At 40.5% G+C, this 18,248-nt stretch carries 7 protein-coding genes; 1 reads left to right on the top strand and 6 read right to left on the bottom strand.

Features of this window, described 5'->3' with window-relative positions; genetic code table 11:
- Positions 1-148: 148 nt before the first annotated feature.
- On the bottom strand, positions 149-2,503 hold the full coding sequence (locus ACE1CC_RS05535) for a CHASE2 domain-containing protein (RefSeq protein WP_413269473.1): 2,355 nt from the start codon (positions 2,501-2,503) through the stop codon (positions 149-151).
- A 5-nt stretch (positions 2,504-2,508) separates the two neighbouring features.
- On the bottom strand, positions 2,509-3,783 hold the full coding sequence (locus ACE1CC_RS05530; RefSeq protein WP_413269472.1) for a DUF1822 family protein: 1,275 nt from the start codon (positions 3,781-3,783) through the stop codon (positions 2,509-2,511).
- A gap of 615 nt (positions 3,784-4,398) precedes the next feature.
- On the opposite strand from ACE1CC_RS05530, the gene ACE1CC_RS05525 reads away from it, so the two are divergent.
- Positions 4,399-5,181, top strand: a complete 783-nt coding sequence (locus tag ACE1CC_RS05525; protein WP_413269471.1) for a DUF928 domain-containing protein — start codon at positions 4,399-4,401, stop codon at positions 5,179-5,181.
- Between the two features lie 4 nt (positions 5,182-5,185).
- Here ACE1CC_RS05525 and ACE1CC_RS05520 read toward each other — a convergent pair whose 3' ends face one another.
- The 4 genes from ACE1CC_RS05520 to ACE1CC_RS05505 form a co-directional block, all read right to left on the bottom strand.
- Positions 5,186-10,171 carry a two-partner secretion domain-containing protein gene (locus tag ACE1CC_RS05520; protein WP_413269470.1) on the bottom strand — a complete coding sequence of 1,662 codons (4,986 nt, stop codon included), beginning with the start codon at positions 10,169-10,171 and terminating at the stop codon, positions 5,186-5,188.
- Between the two features lie 144 nt (positions 10,172-10,315).
- Complete coding sequence (locus ACE1CC_RS05515; protein ID WP_413269469.1) at positions 10,316-12,805, bottom strand: two-partner secretion domain-containing protein; 2,490 nt, start codon at positions 12,803-12,805, stop codon at positions 10,316-10,318.
- A gap of 1,125 nt (positions 12,806-13,930) precedes the next feature.
- Complete coding sequence (locus tag ACE1CC_RS05510) at positions 13,931-15,304, bottom strand: pyridoxal phosphate-dependent decarboxylase family protein (protein ID WP_413269468.1); 1,374 nt, start codon at positions 15,302-15,304, stop codon at positions 13,931-13,933.
- 103 nt (positions 15,305-15,407) lie between these two features.
- Entirely contained in the window at positions 15,408-18,125 is a 2,718-nt protein-coding gene (locus ACE1CC_RS05505) for a CHAT domain-containing protein (protein WP_413269467.1), read from the bottom strand.
- Positions 18,126-18,248: the final 123 nt, after the last annotated feature.

Raw genomic sequence — 18,248 nt, 5'->3', positions numbered from 1 at the left:
GGAATCTTTGACTTTATTGAATGAACAAACTGCTCAATTAATGTCATTAAGTCCACATAAACGACCTTATTATCAGCGAGGTCGAAGAGCCGAGATGCTTATCCGGTCTACCTTTTAGCCATAGTTGTCACCCCGTCAGGCAGTGAAGCTAAAAATTTCTCGAATAAAACCTGTAAGCCAACAGAAAAGTAGTTACAGTCAATAAAGCCAAAGCTGATGGAATCAAGGGAACCCAACCTCCTAGCATCAATAAGCCAAGGCATGATCCATATAAAAAGCAAAGAGTAAGTGTTAACGCAACCCCCAACCCCAACACCGACCTATTGCACCAAGCCAGAACACCTCCAATCAAAGACCAACACCAAACCCAAAGAAACTCGCCACCTTTAGACCAAACCCATAATAAAGGTCTGCGATCGAGAACCGCACTAATTATTTGACTTACCTTATGCGCTTGTACTACCACTCCTGGCATTGGTTTGTGGGGCCATTGACTTGGACTGTAAGGCGTATCCCAATAGTCGTGGAAGCTTTCCGCAGTCGTACCGATCAAAACAATCCGATCCTTCACTAAATGAGAAGTTAACTTATTGTTTAAAACATCCTTGAGAGTAACTATTGGAGCAACAGAAGTAGCTGAACGCCAGTTGAGTAAAACTTGATGACCATCACTATCTATCCCGTGATAACCACCGCTATCAGATTCTAAATTTTCAAAGACAATATTGCCAAATTGCCAGTTTTTTTCGGGAGTTAATTTAGCTTTTATTCCATAAGAAGCCAAATAACGAGTAGCCAGCTGAAAACTGAGAGATTTATCTGTACTGCAAGGAGAAGCTGGAGCCATTGCTAGTAAATGGCGACGCAAAATACCATCAGGATCAGGTACAACATCGCTAAAACCTAAGCGTTGTGTCGGAACTTCTGGAGGTGATGCCACACCAGAATTTTTTTCGTCTTCACTCGCTTTGCAAATAGCAATAAAACGATCGCTCTTTTTCATCCAACTAGCTAAATTTGGATAATCTGCTTTTACAGGAGCTTCGCGATAAATATCCAAACCAATGACTCGCGGTTGAAATTGTTCTAATTTTGCAATTAGCTGAGCCAAAGAACGATCTGATAAGGATGCTCCTCCTCTTTCTTGGGGAGATTGCGAGCGCACATCAGCTTCTGTCACCGTAACAATTAAAATCCTTGGATCTGGTTTTTCCTGGGGTCGCGATCGCATTAAAATATCAAAAAATTGTAATTCCCAAAATTGTAAAATTCCCTGCGATATCACTAGTATTATTCCCGAAGTTACTGCAATTGTTGTCATCAAAATCGCGCCTATAATTTGTTTATTTGGTAAAATTTTGTTATAAATATTACTTGTTTCCTTAACTTTTTCTGACCAAATAAGGGGAGATTCGGCTGGATTTTGACAAATCACTGGCAGCCAACTAGCACAGGGAAAATCACTTTCTAAACCTTGCAATCTTTCCCCCGCCTCTCGCACTGCTAAATAGAAAGATTCTCCTTCAGAAAACGCTTCGAGGAAATGTTTTAAGAATTCTTGAGCCACCAAATCTGGTACTGGCTCTCGCATGACAATCATTTGGGGAATGTGCAAAGAAATTAGTTGGCAAGCTAATCCTAATCCTTCGCAGGAGTTAAAAATTGCTAAACTCAGACCACGTTTAATTGCTGCTCTCAAACTATTTTTTAATTGAGTAATGGTTAAACTATCATTTTGGTTAATATAAAACTTTCCGGTTTCTCCATCAGCGTGTGTCGAACTATGTCCGGCAAAAAAAAGAATATCCCAACCTTTTTTATCCCAAAGCCAGCGATCTAACTCTCGACGTTGTGGCTCTACCAAAAAGATTGTTTCTGCTCCCGGTAATTGTTCTAGCATTTCCCGGTCTTTTTGCACATCAATTCCTTGACTATTACCCAAAATTGCTAAAATTCTGATTACTTTGTTAGAAGGTTTCTTTAATGATTTAATTGGTTCGTATTCTGGCGCACTTAAACAAACTACTGCATGAGGGTAATCCTCGAAAAAATTCCATAAATGCCAAGGGAGACGACGAGTGCGATCGTCTTCAGATTGGAGGACAACTTTAATTTCGTCCGTAGTTGCTAATTTTGTCCGTAATTTTTGATCTATCTTGCGAAATGATTCAGATTTAAGCCAACAATTAATACTATTTTGTAAATCATTACATAAAATACCAAATTCTATAATAGAAACATTAGTTATATCTTCTTCATCTATTTCTATTGCTTCATCAATTTCATGATTACGCCAACATCCGCTAGGATAAAGAGACTCATAAATTAATTTATAGAGCAACTGCCAACGCTTATAGAGCGCTATCAATTCTGGTGATGCGGGTAAACTCCCTGTTAATTGAAGTGCTGTAGAATTATCATCTTCAGACAACTGAACTGTAACAGAAGGAAAACCTCTGTTTAAATCTCCTTTTCCTAAATTCAATCCGACTAATTTACCCATAACTATCAGCCTAGAGAAGTTCTCAAAAATACAAAATCTTCTTTGATGCTGACATTACCTAACGCCACTTGAATAGAAAAACTTTTTCCCTGCGAAGCTTTAAATCTTTTCAATTGAATATAGTTATCATGACTCCTTGACTGAACTTCTTGTAACATTACTCCCAGTTCAGATAGCAGACTCAATTTGATATTAGGTGGTAGGTAACTTTCTCCGTTTCCCGGGTACAGTTGGACTCGGATACCAACCTTTTCATCTATCTCTTGGGTCATAGCAACTAATAGCATTACCGCTGCACCTTTTAGTTCCATTCCCAAGTCAATCAACTTAGCACCCTTAACAGGAACTTGGCTCAATACAGAATCATTTCTAAACTGAAAGGCTAGAGTTATTGGCTCTGTATTTAACAGTGTATCAATAGATTGCCAACCTGCCACAAAGATATTTTGAAGCCATAAACTTAAATTATGTATTTTTGGCTTGTTGGCTTGGTTTTGTAGAGAAATTGGGTTTTCGACATTATGGTATGAGCTCTGTTGATTTAAAAGCCTTCTTCGATATAACTGTTGGCGAGTTTCGTCATTAGCTATAATTGCCGCCCATTGTTCAAATGTTACGCTAAGTCGAGGTGAGTAATTAATTTGCTGACTCAATTGTTCCAGCAATGTTTCTGTTTGTAATGCTTCCAGGGTTGGTAATGTCTTAATTTCTAATTTTTTAGCAGTAAACATTTCTTGTGCTACCCACATTACGTTGAGGTCTTCTATTAAATCTTCTTTACCTAAAGAGTAAGTGCGATCGATCCGATCGTATATTCCTTGCTTTTTAATTTGTTCGTGGGTAGCATACCCCGACACTTGCATCCACTGTTCATCTAAATTTAGTTGAACAGCTAAATAATAGTTGGCTGCCCAATTAGGAATATCCACCCATTCTTGAGGAATACGAAATTCGGAAGAGTAGCTTTTGTCGGTGGGTATTAGTACTAATTGAGTTTTACCCAAACTTAGCTTTGTACCATTTACTACTTCCCAAAAACTTGGTAAACTAGCCTCATCCGACCAAAGTTTTAAATTTTCTTTTACTTCAGGATCTTCTCCAACCCAATTTAGAAAACTATTAAGGCATAAATAATTCAAATAAGCATTCCAACGAACAGCAGCATTAGAATATTCCTGTTGTTGTATTTGCTGCCACGCTTTTTCTTGTTTTTCAGGTAATAGCTCTATCCATATTTGTTTAGGATAAAGTGCCATTAATTCATCTAACTTAAGTATCATTTATCTTTTTCCCTTGCTCAACTTGACTTTCTTTGTCGATTAAAATCAGCCTTTGTACAATATTAGCTAATTTAGATTCTTATATGAATAGGATAATTACTGAAATATGAATTCCTATTTTCCTTATTGAATGCCCTTTAAACAGAATAATTAAAATTTTTGTATAAGGTAAAAACCTGATACAACAAAAAAATTTTATCCTCTACTAGGAAGAGCTAAATTTAGTGTTTTTCTCGTTTAACGTTACCTCCTTAAGACGTTGAAGTGATTTTTACAAGTTACCTTTCTGAAAATAAGGATCAATCTCGATCACCAATTTACCATTGCCAAACAGTTTGTAATGTCACATTTCAGACCGGAGGATGGGCTTTGGCGCTTAGAATACTATTTATCTATGGGTCGGGCAAGAGGACAATTATGCAGTGTTCTTGACTAACTGTTAGTTTAGTTTAACATCAGGGTATTTACGTAAGGTGGAACTACGAGGATGAGAAAAGCTGAGAGAGAATTATGCCGATTGCAGGAAGTGCATTGTGCATAATGCGATCGCACTTGCACCCAGTATAAAGATATAGATGGGTTTTAGCTTTAGCCTTGCCTTGCTTCTGTTAAACAATGAACAAAGAACAATACTGCTTAATCAAACTTTGCTTTACCTTTACTTTGACGTTCCTGGGTTTAATCAACTATTCCCTACTAGGACTAGCACAGCCCACTTCATCTACTGAGCGAAACTCTGAGCAGATACAAATTCGCTTTCCACAACAGAGTTCAGATGGGTCAAGCCGAGGAAGACCAGGAGGCAGAGGTGGAACAGGAAGTCGTGGCGATTGTCCTCCTGTAGATGTGCAATTAACTGCTTTAATACCAAGTAGTAATTTGGGGTCTTCTGTGGAAGCTCATCCAACTTTATGGTTTTACATTCCTTATAAGTCTAGCGAGGTAGCTGGCGCAGAATTTTCTTTGCAAGATGAACAAAATAACGATATTTACCGGACAAATTTCACCTTACCTACAACCCCTGGTACAGTCAGTTTAAGTCTGGCACAAGCACCGCCATTAGAGATCAATAAAAAGTATCAGTGGTACGTCAAAGTTTATTGTAGCCAGCAGAAATTATCTGCTCCAGTTTTTATTCGCTCTTGGGTGCAACGGGTGGCGCTTACACCTGAACTAGAGAAGCAGTTAAAGACAGCTACTACACCGCGAGAACGGATTGCGTTTTATGCTCAAAATGGAATTTGGTATTCTGCTTTGACAGAGTTGGCAAAACTCCGCGCAGCCCAACCGCAAAATACCACTATTAATAACGATTGGGCTAGTTTATTGCGAGATGTAGGTTTGGAGAATCTAATTCAACAACCTGTTTCTGGAGAAGTAAACTTACAGAAAAAATAACTGTTTAAGGGCATGATGGTTTAATAAAAGAAGTACTGTTAGTAATAACAGAAGGTGTAGAAGTTATCAGCACTACTTGACCTTTGTTATCTCTCACCCAACCAGTTGCTTCCACAATTTCACTGTTTTTTTCGGTAGTGAGTAGTGGATAATTGGTAGTAGGTGGAATGCTTCTTTGTGTTTGTGTATCTGAGCTTTTCTGTTCTTGGGTATCTCCTACCCAATACACCGATATTGTATTGTTAGGACGGAGCGGTTCATTGGGTAAGGGAGGCAAACCGCCCCGTCCAGTGACAGTAAATGAATTTCCTTGAGCAGCAGGACAACCTGTGGCAATTAATTGGGTAGGATCGACAAAATCGACGGATAATTCTAATAATCCAGAATTCGGATCAACATCGGGTGTGTTAAGCGTGATGCTACCTTCGAGTTGGGGTCCGCCCTTTTGGGAAATGGCGGTAATGTCGCTACTAAGTAGGCGTGTGGGATCTAATGGCTCATCAGGGTTTAGTAGTCTCTGTAGTTCCTCCCTTGTCCTTGTTTTTGCGCCAAAGATGGCTTGAGCATCTATATTTATCCGACCTCCTCTGCCTTCTTCAGCGTTTGCACTAATATCACTGTTTTCCAAGGCGGCTAATACACCATTGTTCAAGGTGATGTTACCGCCCTCGACGGTTCCAGAAGCATCAGTAGTAATTCTACTTTCTCGGCGTAAGATCAGGGAGCGCGATCGCAGTTCAATATTACCCTGACCTCCTTTAGTATTAGCACTTAGGGTTGCCTTATTGCTCAAAAGGATCGACCTAGCTGTGGTATTTATGTTGCCTGCTTCCCCTGTTCCTTGACTATTAACAGATATTTGAGCGCCATTACGAGTAATTAACTCTCCAGTAGTGATAAAGATGCCTCCTCCCCTACCTGTAGATTTTGTTTCTGTGCCAGCAAAAAAACCACTGGCGGCACCTGTTTCTTTGATGGCATTAGCAACAAATGAAGAAATAGGAGCGGGAAATTTAGCAATGCGGCTATTGTAATTTGGATCGCTACCAGAAATAATTACCCGGTCTTTTGCATTAACAAAGATATTACCTGCTTTTCCTTGAGCAAAAGTTGTGGTTATCAGTTGTCCACCGTTGAGTGCTTCAAATGAGGTGGCATTCACTTTAATATTGCCACCTTGCCCATCACCTTTACTACGGGCGCTCAAAGCTGCCCCATCTGCGATGCGGAATGTTCTAGCATTAACGGTAATGTCGCCAGCTTGAAAAGCGGTGTCGGTACTGGTAAATAATCCGCTGGGTAATCCACTTTCGGGAACACTGCCACTGATATCAACCAGAGCAGCCCTAATCGTGATACTACCTGCTTCACCCTGTCCCTGGCTACTGATTTTGACAATAGCGCCATCTTTGAGTATAAAAGAACCAGTATCAACAATTAGGTTGCCACCTTTCCCTATTCCGTTTGGCAGCACGCCTAAAGTAATTCTGGTTGATTCCCCAGTCTCAGCAGTCTCTCCTCCAATCAGCAAAATTGTACCTGTAACATTTAGTTTGACATCTCCCCCCTGTCCTTTTCCGGTAGGGTCTACATCCCCTATAAGTGCAGCATTTGAACTCATAGAGAACTGTTGTGCTTTGATGTTCATGCTGCCTGCATTGCCTTTTCCTGCTGTATTGACGCGCAGTTGGGCACCATTGGTTAAATTAAGCGACTCAGTTGTGATGTTGATACCACTACCATTGCCTTCTGCTCCCCTTGCCACCGAGCTTTCGGCACGACCACCATTAAAGGTGACGCTATCTTGGGCGTTAATTGTGATGCTGCCTGCATTCCCTGTTCCTTCGACGCTAACAAGCAGATTGGCATTCGTGACAGAAAGCGAACCAGTTGTGATGTTGATATTGCCACCATTACCTACTGCTTTGTCTGCTACCCTACTGGAGGCACTACCACCATTAAAGTTGATACTATCCCGAGCATTAATTGTGATGTTGCCTGCTTTTCCTGTCCCTTCGACAAGCACAAGCAGCGAGGCTTTGGTGATAGAAAGCGACCCAGTTGTGATGTTGATACTACTCCCTTCGCCCACTGCTTTTGGCCTGATTATGGCTTCCAGTACAGCGCCGTTGCTTAAGGAAAGCGACTCAGCTTTGATGTTGATGCTACCGCCCTTGCCTACACCACCGTCTTGACCTACAACTCCCGGCCCTAAACCGCTTAGAACTGAGCTGTTATCTATGGAAACTTGATCGCGGACAGTAATATTTACATTCCCAGCATTACCACGCCCAGAGAGCTGCGAATCAGAGTCGTTTCCACGAACGAAAGTTTGTATTTGAGCGCCATTGGTTACTAACAGCGATTCTGCCTGAATGTTAATATCACCACCATTACCCACTGCTCCTTCTTCTACAGTACTGGCAATTAATGAGTTGTTTAGGGAAATGTGATCGCTAGCCTTAATTATGATACTGCCTGCATTCCCTTGGTTTTCGGTGCTAGTAAATAATCCAGCATCATTTTTAGCAGAAAGCGACCTAGTTTGGATATTGATGTTACCACCCTGGCCTTTCGCTCCTGATTCTACAGAGCTATAAGCACCAGCATTATCAAAGGAAACTATATCGCTGGCAATAATATTCACATCTCCTGCATTCCCCTTGCCACGAGTCCGGGATTCTAGTAAAGCACCATTGGTCACTTCAAGGGAGGCTGCTTTAATATTCACATCGCCTGCATTACCTTTGCCTGTTTCTTCTACATTGGTTAGTGCTGCTGTTGTACCGTTATTACTCTCCCCATCAAAATAAACTTTTCCACTAGCAGTGATGTTGATACTGCCCCCCTTTCCTTCGCCGCTAATACCAGCATTCAGTCTTGACCCATTTTTGAGAGTAATAGACTTAGCAGTGATATTGATATCTCCTCCATTACCTTTTCCAGTCACATTGGTAAAGGCAAGACCATCTGTATCAAAATAAATCGAATTTCCTGCATTAATGGTTATCTTCCCAGCATCACCCGTTCCATTGGCACTAGCTGCTAAGCGAGAGTTATCTGTAATAAAAACATCGTTAGCCGTAATGTTAATATTTCCCGAATTCCCTTCACCTTCGGTGCGAGAAAATAGTCGCACTCCATTTTTGAGCGTAATCAACTCAGCGCTGATATTGATGTCACCGCCTTTACCTTTTCCAGTCACATCAGTAAAGGCGGCACCATCTGTAGTAAAGGAAACAGTATTGCGAGCATTAATGGTTATCTTCCCAGCATCACCCGTTCCGTTGCCGCTGGCTGCTAAGTGAGAGCCACCTGTAACAAAAACATCGTTAGCCGTGATGTTAATATTCCCGGAATTTCCATCACTTTTTGTCCGGGAAAATAGCTTAGCTTCATTATTTACTAAAATTGAAAGGGCTGTAATGTTGATGTTGCCACCATTCCCCTTAGCTGTTGATTCTACAGAGCTATATGCACCAGCATCATCAAAGGAAACGGTATCGCTGGCAATAATATTCACATCTCCCGCATTCCCCTTTCCACGAGTCCGGGATTCTAGTAAAGCTTTATTGGTCACTTCCAGTGATACCGCTTTGATATTCACATCGCCTGCATTGCCTTTGCCTGTTTCTTCTACATTAGTTAATGCCGCTGTGGGATTGCCATTCACACCATCAAAGGAGACATTACCACTAGCAGTAATATTTACGCTGCCCCCGTTTCCTGTTCCACTGATGTTGGCATTTAATCGCGCCCCATTGTTTGCAAAAAGAGACTTCGTTGTGATATTGATGTTGCCACCATCGCCTTTTGCTCCTTCTTTGACCGAAGTGTATGCGCTACTACCATTAAATGAGACAGTATCTCTGGCAATGATGGTGACGCTTCCTGCCTTGCCTTGTCCAAAAGTACTAGCATCTAGTTGAGCATTGTTTGTTAAATAAAGAGACTCGCCTGCGATGTTGATGCTACCGCTATTCCCGATCGCATCTGGATTAACCTTATTTTCAATCCGACTTGAATCAATTGTTATAGCTTCGATCGCATCCAGCGATATTCTCCCCGCTATACTCTCAGTTGTTCCTTTGCCCGTTGCTATACCAGTACTCAGAAGACTGTCTTGCGAAATATCTATACTTCTCCCACTGATAGTAATACTACCGCCACCAGCAGCTAATACATTAATTCCAGCTTTATTGGCGATCGATATATCTGCACGCGCCATGCCATCGGGGAAACTCAAGCTACCATCTGCATTCAGTCCTACTGTTGTCTCTCCTGCTGCTGCCCCTAACTGAATTCTACCACCCGGACTTTGTAAAATCCCACCATCAATGACTAGATTCCCGCCTACAAAAGTTAAAGTTTTTCCTGGGTTTACCTCTAAGGGATTCAAAGAGCTATCAAAACTTTCCGTCACGCCATTCAAACCAAATTCCTGGCCTTTCCCTTGGATGCGAATGTCTCCCGAATTCTTTCCATACTGTAAACCAATGGGTACATTAATACTCAGCAAGGGTGTACCTTGAGGATTGGTAGCACTAAATTCTACGCCATCTGCAAACTTAAAGCTATTAGCTGTACTTGCCAAAAATGAGCCGCCTATGTTCAACCTAGCATTAGGCCCAAAAATAATTCCGTTAGGATTAATCAAAAATAGATTAGCTATGCCGTTAGCTTTTATTAATCCATCAATATTAGAAACCGATCCCCCGGTCACTCGGCTAAAAATATTTTGGATATTAGTAGCATTATTAAAAAATGCACTGCCATTAGTAGGAACAGAGAAGGACTTAAAACTGTGAAACAGATTTGTACCTGCGGTGGTTCCTCCTTCAATTACGCTGTTATTTCCCTGTTGGATCACTGTGGAATTAATTGGTAAGGTAGCATCTGGTACGATTTGTGCTGCCGTTGGTTTGGAACTATATAGAAAAAACAGCGTGCTACCGCTACACAGCCAAAATGGACATAGGCGCAGTTTCATAAGCTTTAGATGCAACCGTAAGCTTTTTTAGTTTTTCCAGTATACAAAAATAAATAGGATAAGTTAAGCGATCGCATTTTGGCTTAAGAAGTGATAATAAAAAACAATATAAGTTAGAGCCAAACCTTTTCCGCTTAGTACTATTTAAGGACATAATGGCGAAGTGAATATACTAGGGTTAGTAATAACAGTAGGTGTAGAAGTTATCAGTAGGACTTCACCTCTGTTATTTCTTATCCAACTAGTGGCTTCTACAATTTCACTGTTGTCAATTGAAGTGGGTAGTTGATAATTGGTGGTAGATGAAATATTCCTCTGACTCTCAGAGTTACCTGTCACCCAATCAACCGATATAGTATTATTAGGGCGGAGAGGTTCATTGGGTAATGGTGGTAAACCGCCACGTCCAGTAACCATAAATGAATTGCCTCTATTAGCAGCACAACCTTGGGCAATCAAGCGCGTAGAATCAACAAGATTAACTGGTAATTTTATTAATCCAGCACTAGGGTCAATATCTGGCGTGTTAATTTGCACGCTACCATTTAACGCAGAATTTCTACCAAAGGCAGTAATGTCACTTAAGGATGTATTTTGATTGCGAAATTGAGTACCAAAAATACCGGAACTATTAATAGTAACTTTACCACCACGTCGGTCAAGAGAATTAGCACTAATATCGCTATTTTCTGTTGGAAAAGCAACGAGTAAAGGAGTAGTAATATTAATATTGCCACCATCGCCATTACTAGAAGCTGTAGCAGATATTGAACTATTGCCACGCATCAATAGTAAATTCCTTGCCCGTAATTCAATATTGCCACCAGTACCGGATGCGGTTACTGCTGTAATACTACCGCCATTATCTAAAAAAATGTAATTTGCATTAACCCGTAAGGTTCCACCATTACCTAAACCTCGATTATTAACTTGAACTTTGGCATTTTCTCTAAGTCTTAATACAGGCGTATTAATAGTCACATTTCCAGAGAAGCCACTCGCTACAGAAGGAACTCCTAAAAGCTCTGGATAAGGGTGAATTCCAGCCGATGCACCAAGGTAATTGATCCAAGGATGTTCTGGTTCAATATTATTTATATCACCTATCTCTACAAATTCTCTAGCGTTAATTACCACACCACCAGCATTACCAGTAGCGTAGGCAGAACTAGTGATTCCTCCATTCCGAATTACTAACCTAGAAGTATTAACTGTAATTGTTCTGCTGTTTCCCTCACCGAGAGAATCACTAGCAAAACCACTAGGTAAAAAAGGATATGATGTTGTTCCAAGCAGTTCTATATCAGTTGCATTTACTGTTACATTGCCTCCATCTCCACTGCCTAAAGTTACAGATGCTACCAGTCCTCCATTGACAGCAGTTAAACGCTGTGTTGATACCGTAACATTTCCGGCATTTCCAGAATTATAAGCGATCGATACAAGCACGCTAGAATTAAAAGTAGAAGTAGGTGAATGCCCACTCAATAGGATAGAATCTGCTGAAACATTCAGATTACCCGCCTTACCAGAATTATAAGAATGAGTATCTATGGACTGTCCATCCAAAATCGTCAACTCTCTAGTAGAAACAACGATATCTGCTCCGTTTCCGCTACCAATAGTTTCAGCGAGTACGCTAACACTTTGAGCTCTACTAGGTGGATTAATCCCGCTTAGTTTCACAGATTGAGCAGCATTGATGTTGATAGCTCCTCCTTGCTGTGATTCTTGATTTTGAATCCAAATTAATGAGGCATCATTTAGAAATAAATTATTAGCCTGAATTTGAATGATACCACCACCACTGGCATCTGCTAACGACCGTTGAGACAGATGAATATCTCTAAAGTTTTGTACGCCTTGATAATCGAAAGTAAAACCTTGAGGAATTAAATTAATCCTAACCTCTCCCCCATCAACGCTACCTAATTCAATCCGTCCTTGTTCAGCCATAAGAACACCGCCTACAGAGTTTATATTGCCGCCAACTAAGGCTAAAGTTTTTCCAGGTAGTACTTGCAGTCCTGTTAAATTATCACCCCTAGTAATATACGAAAAAATAGGGTCAGGATCGGATAAATCGTATCCCGTACCTTGCACTTGAATACTGGCAGGATGCTGTCCAAATTGTAAGCCAATGGGAACATTAATTGTTAGTAAAGATGAGGTTTGGGGATTAGTGGCGCTGAATTGAAAACCATCTGCAAAGTTGATACTGTTAGCTGTGGTAGCTAAAAATGAACCGCCAATATTTAATCTGGCATTCAGTCCAAAAATAATACCATTAGGGTTGAGTAGAAATAAGTTAGCAGTACCATTAGCTTTGATTATCCCATCAATATTGGATATCGACCTACCTGTAACGCGGCTGAAAATATTCTGAATATTACTGGCGTTGTTGAAGAAGGCAGTGCCACCTGTAGGGATGGAAAATGACTCAAAGCTGTGGAACAAATTTGTGCCTGCGGTTGTTCCTCCCTCTATTACATTGGTATTTCCCTGTTGTCTTACACTGGAGTTAACTGGTAGGGTAGCATCTGGAATAATTTGTGCTGCCGTTGGGATGGAGCTATCTAGAAAAAACAGTATACTACTGTTAATAAAGCAGAATACACATAGAGGTAATTTCATAGGTTTTAGATGCAACCGCAAGCTTTTTTAGCCTTTCCAGTATACAAGAATCAATGGGATGGGTTTATACGATCGCACACCACAAACACAACTTATATCCTTTTCAAGGTAATCTGATAAAATATTTCCAAAGATAGATACGTAATTTTTAGATTAATGAAATTTTAGATGGGTGCGCTCGCATTTTACCTTAAGAACTGAAAAGGAAAACAAGATTCAGTTATCAGGCAAAAGTTTTAGACTTTACTTTGCGACTGGTGTCAGCGCAAGCTATTTCCTAGCCTATACCTATAAATAACAAAAAGACCGTTACTTGTTACAGTAACGGCCTTGTTTAGGAACTTTACCCTTAGTAGAGTCAATAGGTAGCCTGAGTTTTGAGACTTTGCTAACCCTTGGTAAACCTGCTAATTTTGTAATCGCAGTTCAGTCTACTAAAGAGGTCTTTAGGAGAATTTGACCCTAATCTAGCGAGTATGCTAGTTTTTGGTCAGCACCCAATACTATCTGGGGCCGCACCAAGGGGCTTGAGGATTGCAGTACCATTCAGTATCGGTGCTAACGATGGAATGATTGGAGTTGCCTGGAACTGTAGTAGCTTTGGCTGGATTGTTAATCCAAACGACTGTGGATGCTCCTGCCGCGCAAATCGCAGCAGACACAATGGCAGATCCGAGGATTTTATGAACAGACATATTAGTCTCCTTCACATTGATTTGATTGAGTTAAGAGTAAAGACTCTTCTACTTATCTAATGGGTAAGAGTCCTATCTCTTTATGCAGTTTCTTGGTGTTTGTTTATTGGATTTCCCCTACTTGTGGTGGAAAACCCTGGTTTTAGAGGCTGGGGACTAGGGACTAGGGGCTGGGAAGCTTTGAGGAGTAAGCACTTCATTAATTAGTTAGCTTTACTTATCACCATGAGTACGGGAGAGCCAACTTATATTCTTTTTAAATATTTGATAAAAATCTTTCTAAAGATAGGTATGTAATTTTTAGATTAATAAAATCTATAATGGGTGCGATCGTATTTTAGCTTAAGAACTGAAAAGGAAAAACAAGATAAGTTAGAGCTAATCTTAACTTATCTTGTCGAGCAATTCTTACCAAAAACAAAAACTAAAGTTAAGCAGCTTCCAATTCACAGGAACAATATTTCTCAGCAACTCGCAGCATAACTGCTAAACTTTTTTCTACGTCAGCATCCGTTGTTGCCCAAGACGAAACACAAATTCGCATAGCCGTCTGCCCTTGCCAAACTGTACCACCACACCAACAAGTTCCCTCAGCTTGAAGATCGGCAATAATTCGATTAGTTGTTTGTGCATCTCCAAAGGAGACTAAAACTTGATTTAACTCCACATCGTTAAGAATTTTGTAACCAGCAGCTTTCAACTCTTTGGCAAAGTGTCTGGCATGGCGACAGGTACGTTCAATTAAATCTGCCAAACCAGAACGACCGAGCGATCGCAAAACTGCCCACACTTCAACGCCACGCGCACGTCTGGATAATTCAGGAGTATAGTCTGAAGGGTTGCGCTGGTTGCTGAGAGTGGGTAAATAGTCGGCAGTAATCGCCATTGCCGCTTGCAAGGCATGAGCATCACGAACAAACGCTAACCCACAGTCATGGGGTACGTTTAACCACTTGTGAGCATCTGTTGCCCAAGAATCTGCCTTTTCCACACCAGCAGTAAGATGTGCCAACGATGGAGCAGCAGAAGCCCAAAGTCCAAACGCACCATCTACATGAACCCAGGCTCCCATAACTTTGGCGCGATCGCAAATCTCGCCCACTGGATCGCACGCACCTGTATTTACATTTCCGACTTGTGTACAAATAATCGCTGGGTGAGTTAGAAATGGGATGGCTTCAGGACGCATCCGCCCTTGCCTGTCAACGGGTATTTTGACAACTCGATTTCGACCTAACCCCAATAATCCCAAGGCTTTGAACAAACTTGGGTGTGCTTCTTCACTGACTGCAACTGTAATGGGTGGCGCACCAAACAGCCCTTCTGCTTCAACATTCCAACCTTCTTGTTGTAGTATGGCGTGGCGGGCAGCGGCTAGTGCGGTAAAGTTAGCCATAGTTGCTCCCGTAACGAAAGCACCACCACACTGGGCGGGAAGATGTAAAATGTCAAGGAGCCAGCGCAGAGCTACCTGCTCTATAAAAGCTGTACCTGGAGTAACGCGATAAAGTACAGAATTTTGATCCCATGCAGCGGCTAGCCAGTTGGCTGCTAAGGCGACAGGCAAGGAACCACCTGTTACCATTCCGAAGAAGCGAGAGCCTGCCATTGCCATTGATGCGGGTGAGCCAACTTTATCGAGTAGTTGCAAGACGAGTTTGGGATCGACAGATTCATCGGGCAAAGGTTCATCAAATTCGGTGAGGTTTGCGATCGCTGCCTCTGTTGGTGCTACCTTACGAGTATCTAACCCTTCTAAATAGCGAATTGCGTATTCAGTCGTTGTTCCCAAAAGTTTTCGCATATTCTCTTCTTTGCATAACTTTCTTCTATTTGTTTAATGGGTACAGCCTGATTTGATTTATGCAGTTATCGCATAGCTTAAAACTATTTTGTTCAATTTTTAGTTACAACCAATTACCCACCAAAACGTAAGGAGCCCAGAAATAGGGGATTTCATACTCAGTCAATAAAGTGAGTTGTGCGCGGCGTAGTGCTTCAGCTTTGGTTACTTGGGCGTTGGCGAATTCCTGGTAAAATTGGCTCATCAATTCAGAGGTTGATCGATCATCCACTGACCACAAGGTTGCTAGTGTACTCCTTGCCCCCGCACGCACAGCTATTCCAGCTAGTCCTAAAGCTGCGCGTCTGTCACCTGCGGCTGTTTGACAAGCACTTAAAACTAGTAGTTCGATCGCTCTTGACTCACTAGGATCGCGCAGCCGCAGCAAATTATCAAAATTTCTTACTTTTAAAAGTTCGTTCCAAGTAAGAATAAAAGTCTGATCGGCATTAGAAGAAAACTGACCATGAGTTGCCAAATGTACTACCGAAAAGGGAACTGAATTAATCTGATTTTTTAGGTCATTTTCAGTGAAAGTTTGATTAATAAGTTGCTGACTGCGAGGTACTTCAGATTTAATCTCCTCCAATTCCAGTTTGACATTTTCTAGTGAAGCAAAGTTTTTCCCTTCAATTTGCCGTTCTTCACTTACTCCGCCTATTAAAGCATATAGCTGTCCCCGTTTTAAAGGTTTTGGGTCAACAAGTTGTAACCCTGGAGCCACAGCAATAGCATATTTTTGAATCAAATATTTTTGGCTTTTATTATCGTATAAAACCGCCATTGGAATATTCCGTAAGTAACCATCTAGGACAAATACTAAAGTTTTTATTTGCCTTTTTCCTAATTCATTAATCATCGGTTCGATTAACCAGCTATACACCTGTCCTGATATCTTTTTTACCTGATTAATTTGGTCTGGCTCTTTTAAGAATTGTTGTAACTTTTCCAGGGTACTTTCAAGTTCAATTTGGGATTTATAAGTTGTAAAATGACGCAGTTCGCTATCTCTTGGCAATTTTAAGATGATTTCTAAACGATCTTTCAAAATAATTGGGTAAAGAACCGCTGCTGTTGGGTCAGTTTTATCAACTATTTCGTCAATTTCTTGAGGTTTAGCTTGTAAACAAGCTTCTCGGAAAAAGTTTTCTAATTCACTTAATTGTAATGCCTCAATTACATCACGAGCTTGCTTTAAATTGTTTTGATTAACTAGATTATTATTATCAGATTTTAGCAGTAAATCAACTAATTGCCGATAAACAGGTTCGACATTATCTCGAAAGGAAAACTGCACATCTGGATTCAGTGCAACTAAGTCGCTACGTAAAGATTTGAGGGTGTTTACTGCTTCTGTGTAAGATGCGATCCCACCTCTAACATCCCCCTGGCTTTTCAATATATATCCTAACTGCCATTGCCACAAATAAGCAATATCTTCTGCTTTATTTTCTTGCGCTAATATAAGAGCTTTCCGGGTAGTTTCCTCAGCATAATTAAAGTTTTGATTCTCCAAGTAAAGTCCACCCAATGCACCAAGAGCATAAGCTTCTAAACGATAATCTTTAATACTATTTGCTTGTTGAATAGCAACTGCATAATTCTGAGCGATTTCTTTCCACGAAGGTACGTCAGCGCCAGTAGCTTGCTTGAAACATATAAGTTTTTGAGCTAAGTTAATTTGAGCAGAAATAGTCGAATGAGATAAAGGAGCATTAGATAATTTTGATTGAATTTCAGCCGATAATTTTTGGGCTTCCAGCCATTTGTTGAGTTGAATTAATACGCTTAAATGATTTAGCTGTGCTTGAGTTTTTGTAAATATTGAGGTATAATTATTAACAGCTTGTTCGTAAGATTGAGCAGCTTGCTGATAAAATTTTAAAGCGTCACCAGAGGCTGGTCTATTAATGCAGCCTAATGGCGTAGACTGTTCTTGAAGTATGTTGTTTTCGGTTGTTATCGATCGCTTTCCCAAAGCAACTTGAGTGTTTCCTAAACTAAGCAGTGTAGCACTTATTTCTGAAGGAGATTTTAGTTTTTCTGCAATGTTTCTGCTTTGCTGCAAAAATTTGAGGGAATTATCTAAATCACCGATTAATTGCAGCACATCTCCAAGACTACGCAAAGCAATTGCTTTAGTAATAGAATCAGGTTGGGTTTCAAGGGTTTTATTAACTCCTTCTAAAGTTGTTCTTGCTTGACGGTACATTCCCAAAGCTTGCTGTGCTTGAGCTATGTTTATCTGGCTACGGATTTGCCCATTTTTATCACCGAGGCGATCGTAAATATTATCAGTTTGTTTCCAAGTTTCTAAAGCTTGTTGAGCTTTTCCTAATTCTAATTGTAAATTGCCTTGAATATCTAAGGTTTGAGCTAAAACGAGTTCTGATTTCTGAACTTTAAGTTCGGAATTGGTTAATAGTTTTAAGCTTTCGGTAATATAAGAGTAAGCTTTTTCTAACTGTCCTAGTTGTTTGAAGGTGAGGGATAGATTGCTTAGTGCGATCGCTTCTCCCAATCTATCACCTTTAGCTCGAAAAGCGTCTACTGCTTGCTGCAAAACCGTTACTGCTTCAGTAAAATTTCCTACATCATAAAGTTTTCGACTTTGCTGAATTAACACTTGAGGATTTGCTTGGCTTTGAATAAATTGAGGAAAAGCTGGAATTTGAATCAACCCACAAGCGATAAAAAATGTGACTAAAAAAGCTAGTATTACTTTTATACTTTGGCGACGATGCCAACCCATTTTCCGAAAAAATTTAAAAATGTTTTTCATTTTTCAAAAAAGTTTCAAATATTTTTGGATCTCCCGGATTTATGGTGATAAAAAAATCTTATTTAGGGCTTGCTCAAAAAGTCTGTTGGTGAGGGTAGGGACACGGCATCATTAATATTTGCA

It is taken from the genome of Floridaenema aerugineum BLCC-F46 (genome assembly GCF_041929345.1).
In the GTDB taxonomy this organism is placed as follows: Bacteria; Cyanobacteriota; Cyanobacteriia; order Cyanobacteriales; family Aerosakkonemataceae; genus Floridanema; species Floridanema aerugineum.
The sequence above is the reverse complement of the archived record's forward strand: the minus strand, read 5'-3'. Positions and strand labels throughout refer to the sequence as shown.

What these genes read in the sequence shown, in the direction of transcription:
- ACE1CC_RS05535 (WP_413269473.1), bottom strand. Translation starts at nt 2,503, where the DNA reads ATGGGTAAATTAGTCGGATTGAATTTAGGAAAAGGAGATTTAAACAGA.
- ACE1CC_RS05530 (WP_413269472.1), bottom strand. Translation starts at nt 3,783, where the DNA reads ATGATACTTAAGTTAGATGAATTAATGGCACTTTATCCTAAACAAATA.
- ACE1CC_RS05525 (WP_413269471.1), top strand. Translation starts at nt 4,399, where the DNA reads ATGAACAAAGAACAATACTGCTTAATCAAACTTTGCTTTACCTTTACT.
- ACE1CC_RS05520 (WP_413269470.1), bottom strand. Translation starts at nt 10,171, where the DNA reads ATGAAACTGCGCCTATGTCCATTTTGGCTGTGTAGCGGTAGCACGCTG.
- ACE1CC_RS05515 (WP_413269469.1), bottom strand. Translation starts at nt 12,805, where the DNA reads ATGAAATTACCTCTATGTGTATTCTGCTTTATTAACAGTAGTATACTG.
- ACE1CC_RS05510 (WP_413269468.1), bottom strand. Translation starts at nt 15,304, where the DNA reads ATGCGAAAACTTTTGGGAACAACGACTGAATACGCAATTCGCTATTTA.
- ACE1CC_RS05505 (WP_413269467.1), bottom strand. Translation starts at nt 18,125, where the DNA reads ATGAAAAACATTTTTAAATTTTTTCGGAAAATGGGTTGGCATCGTCGC.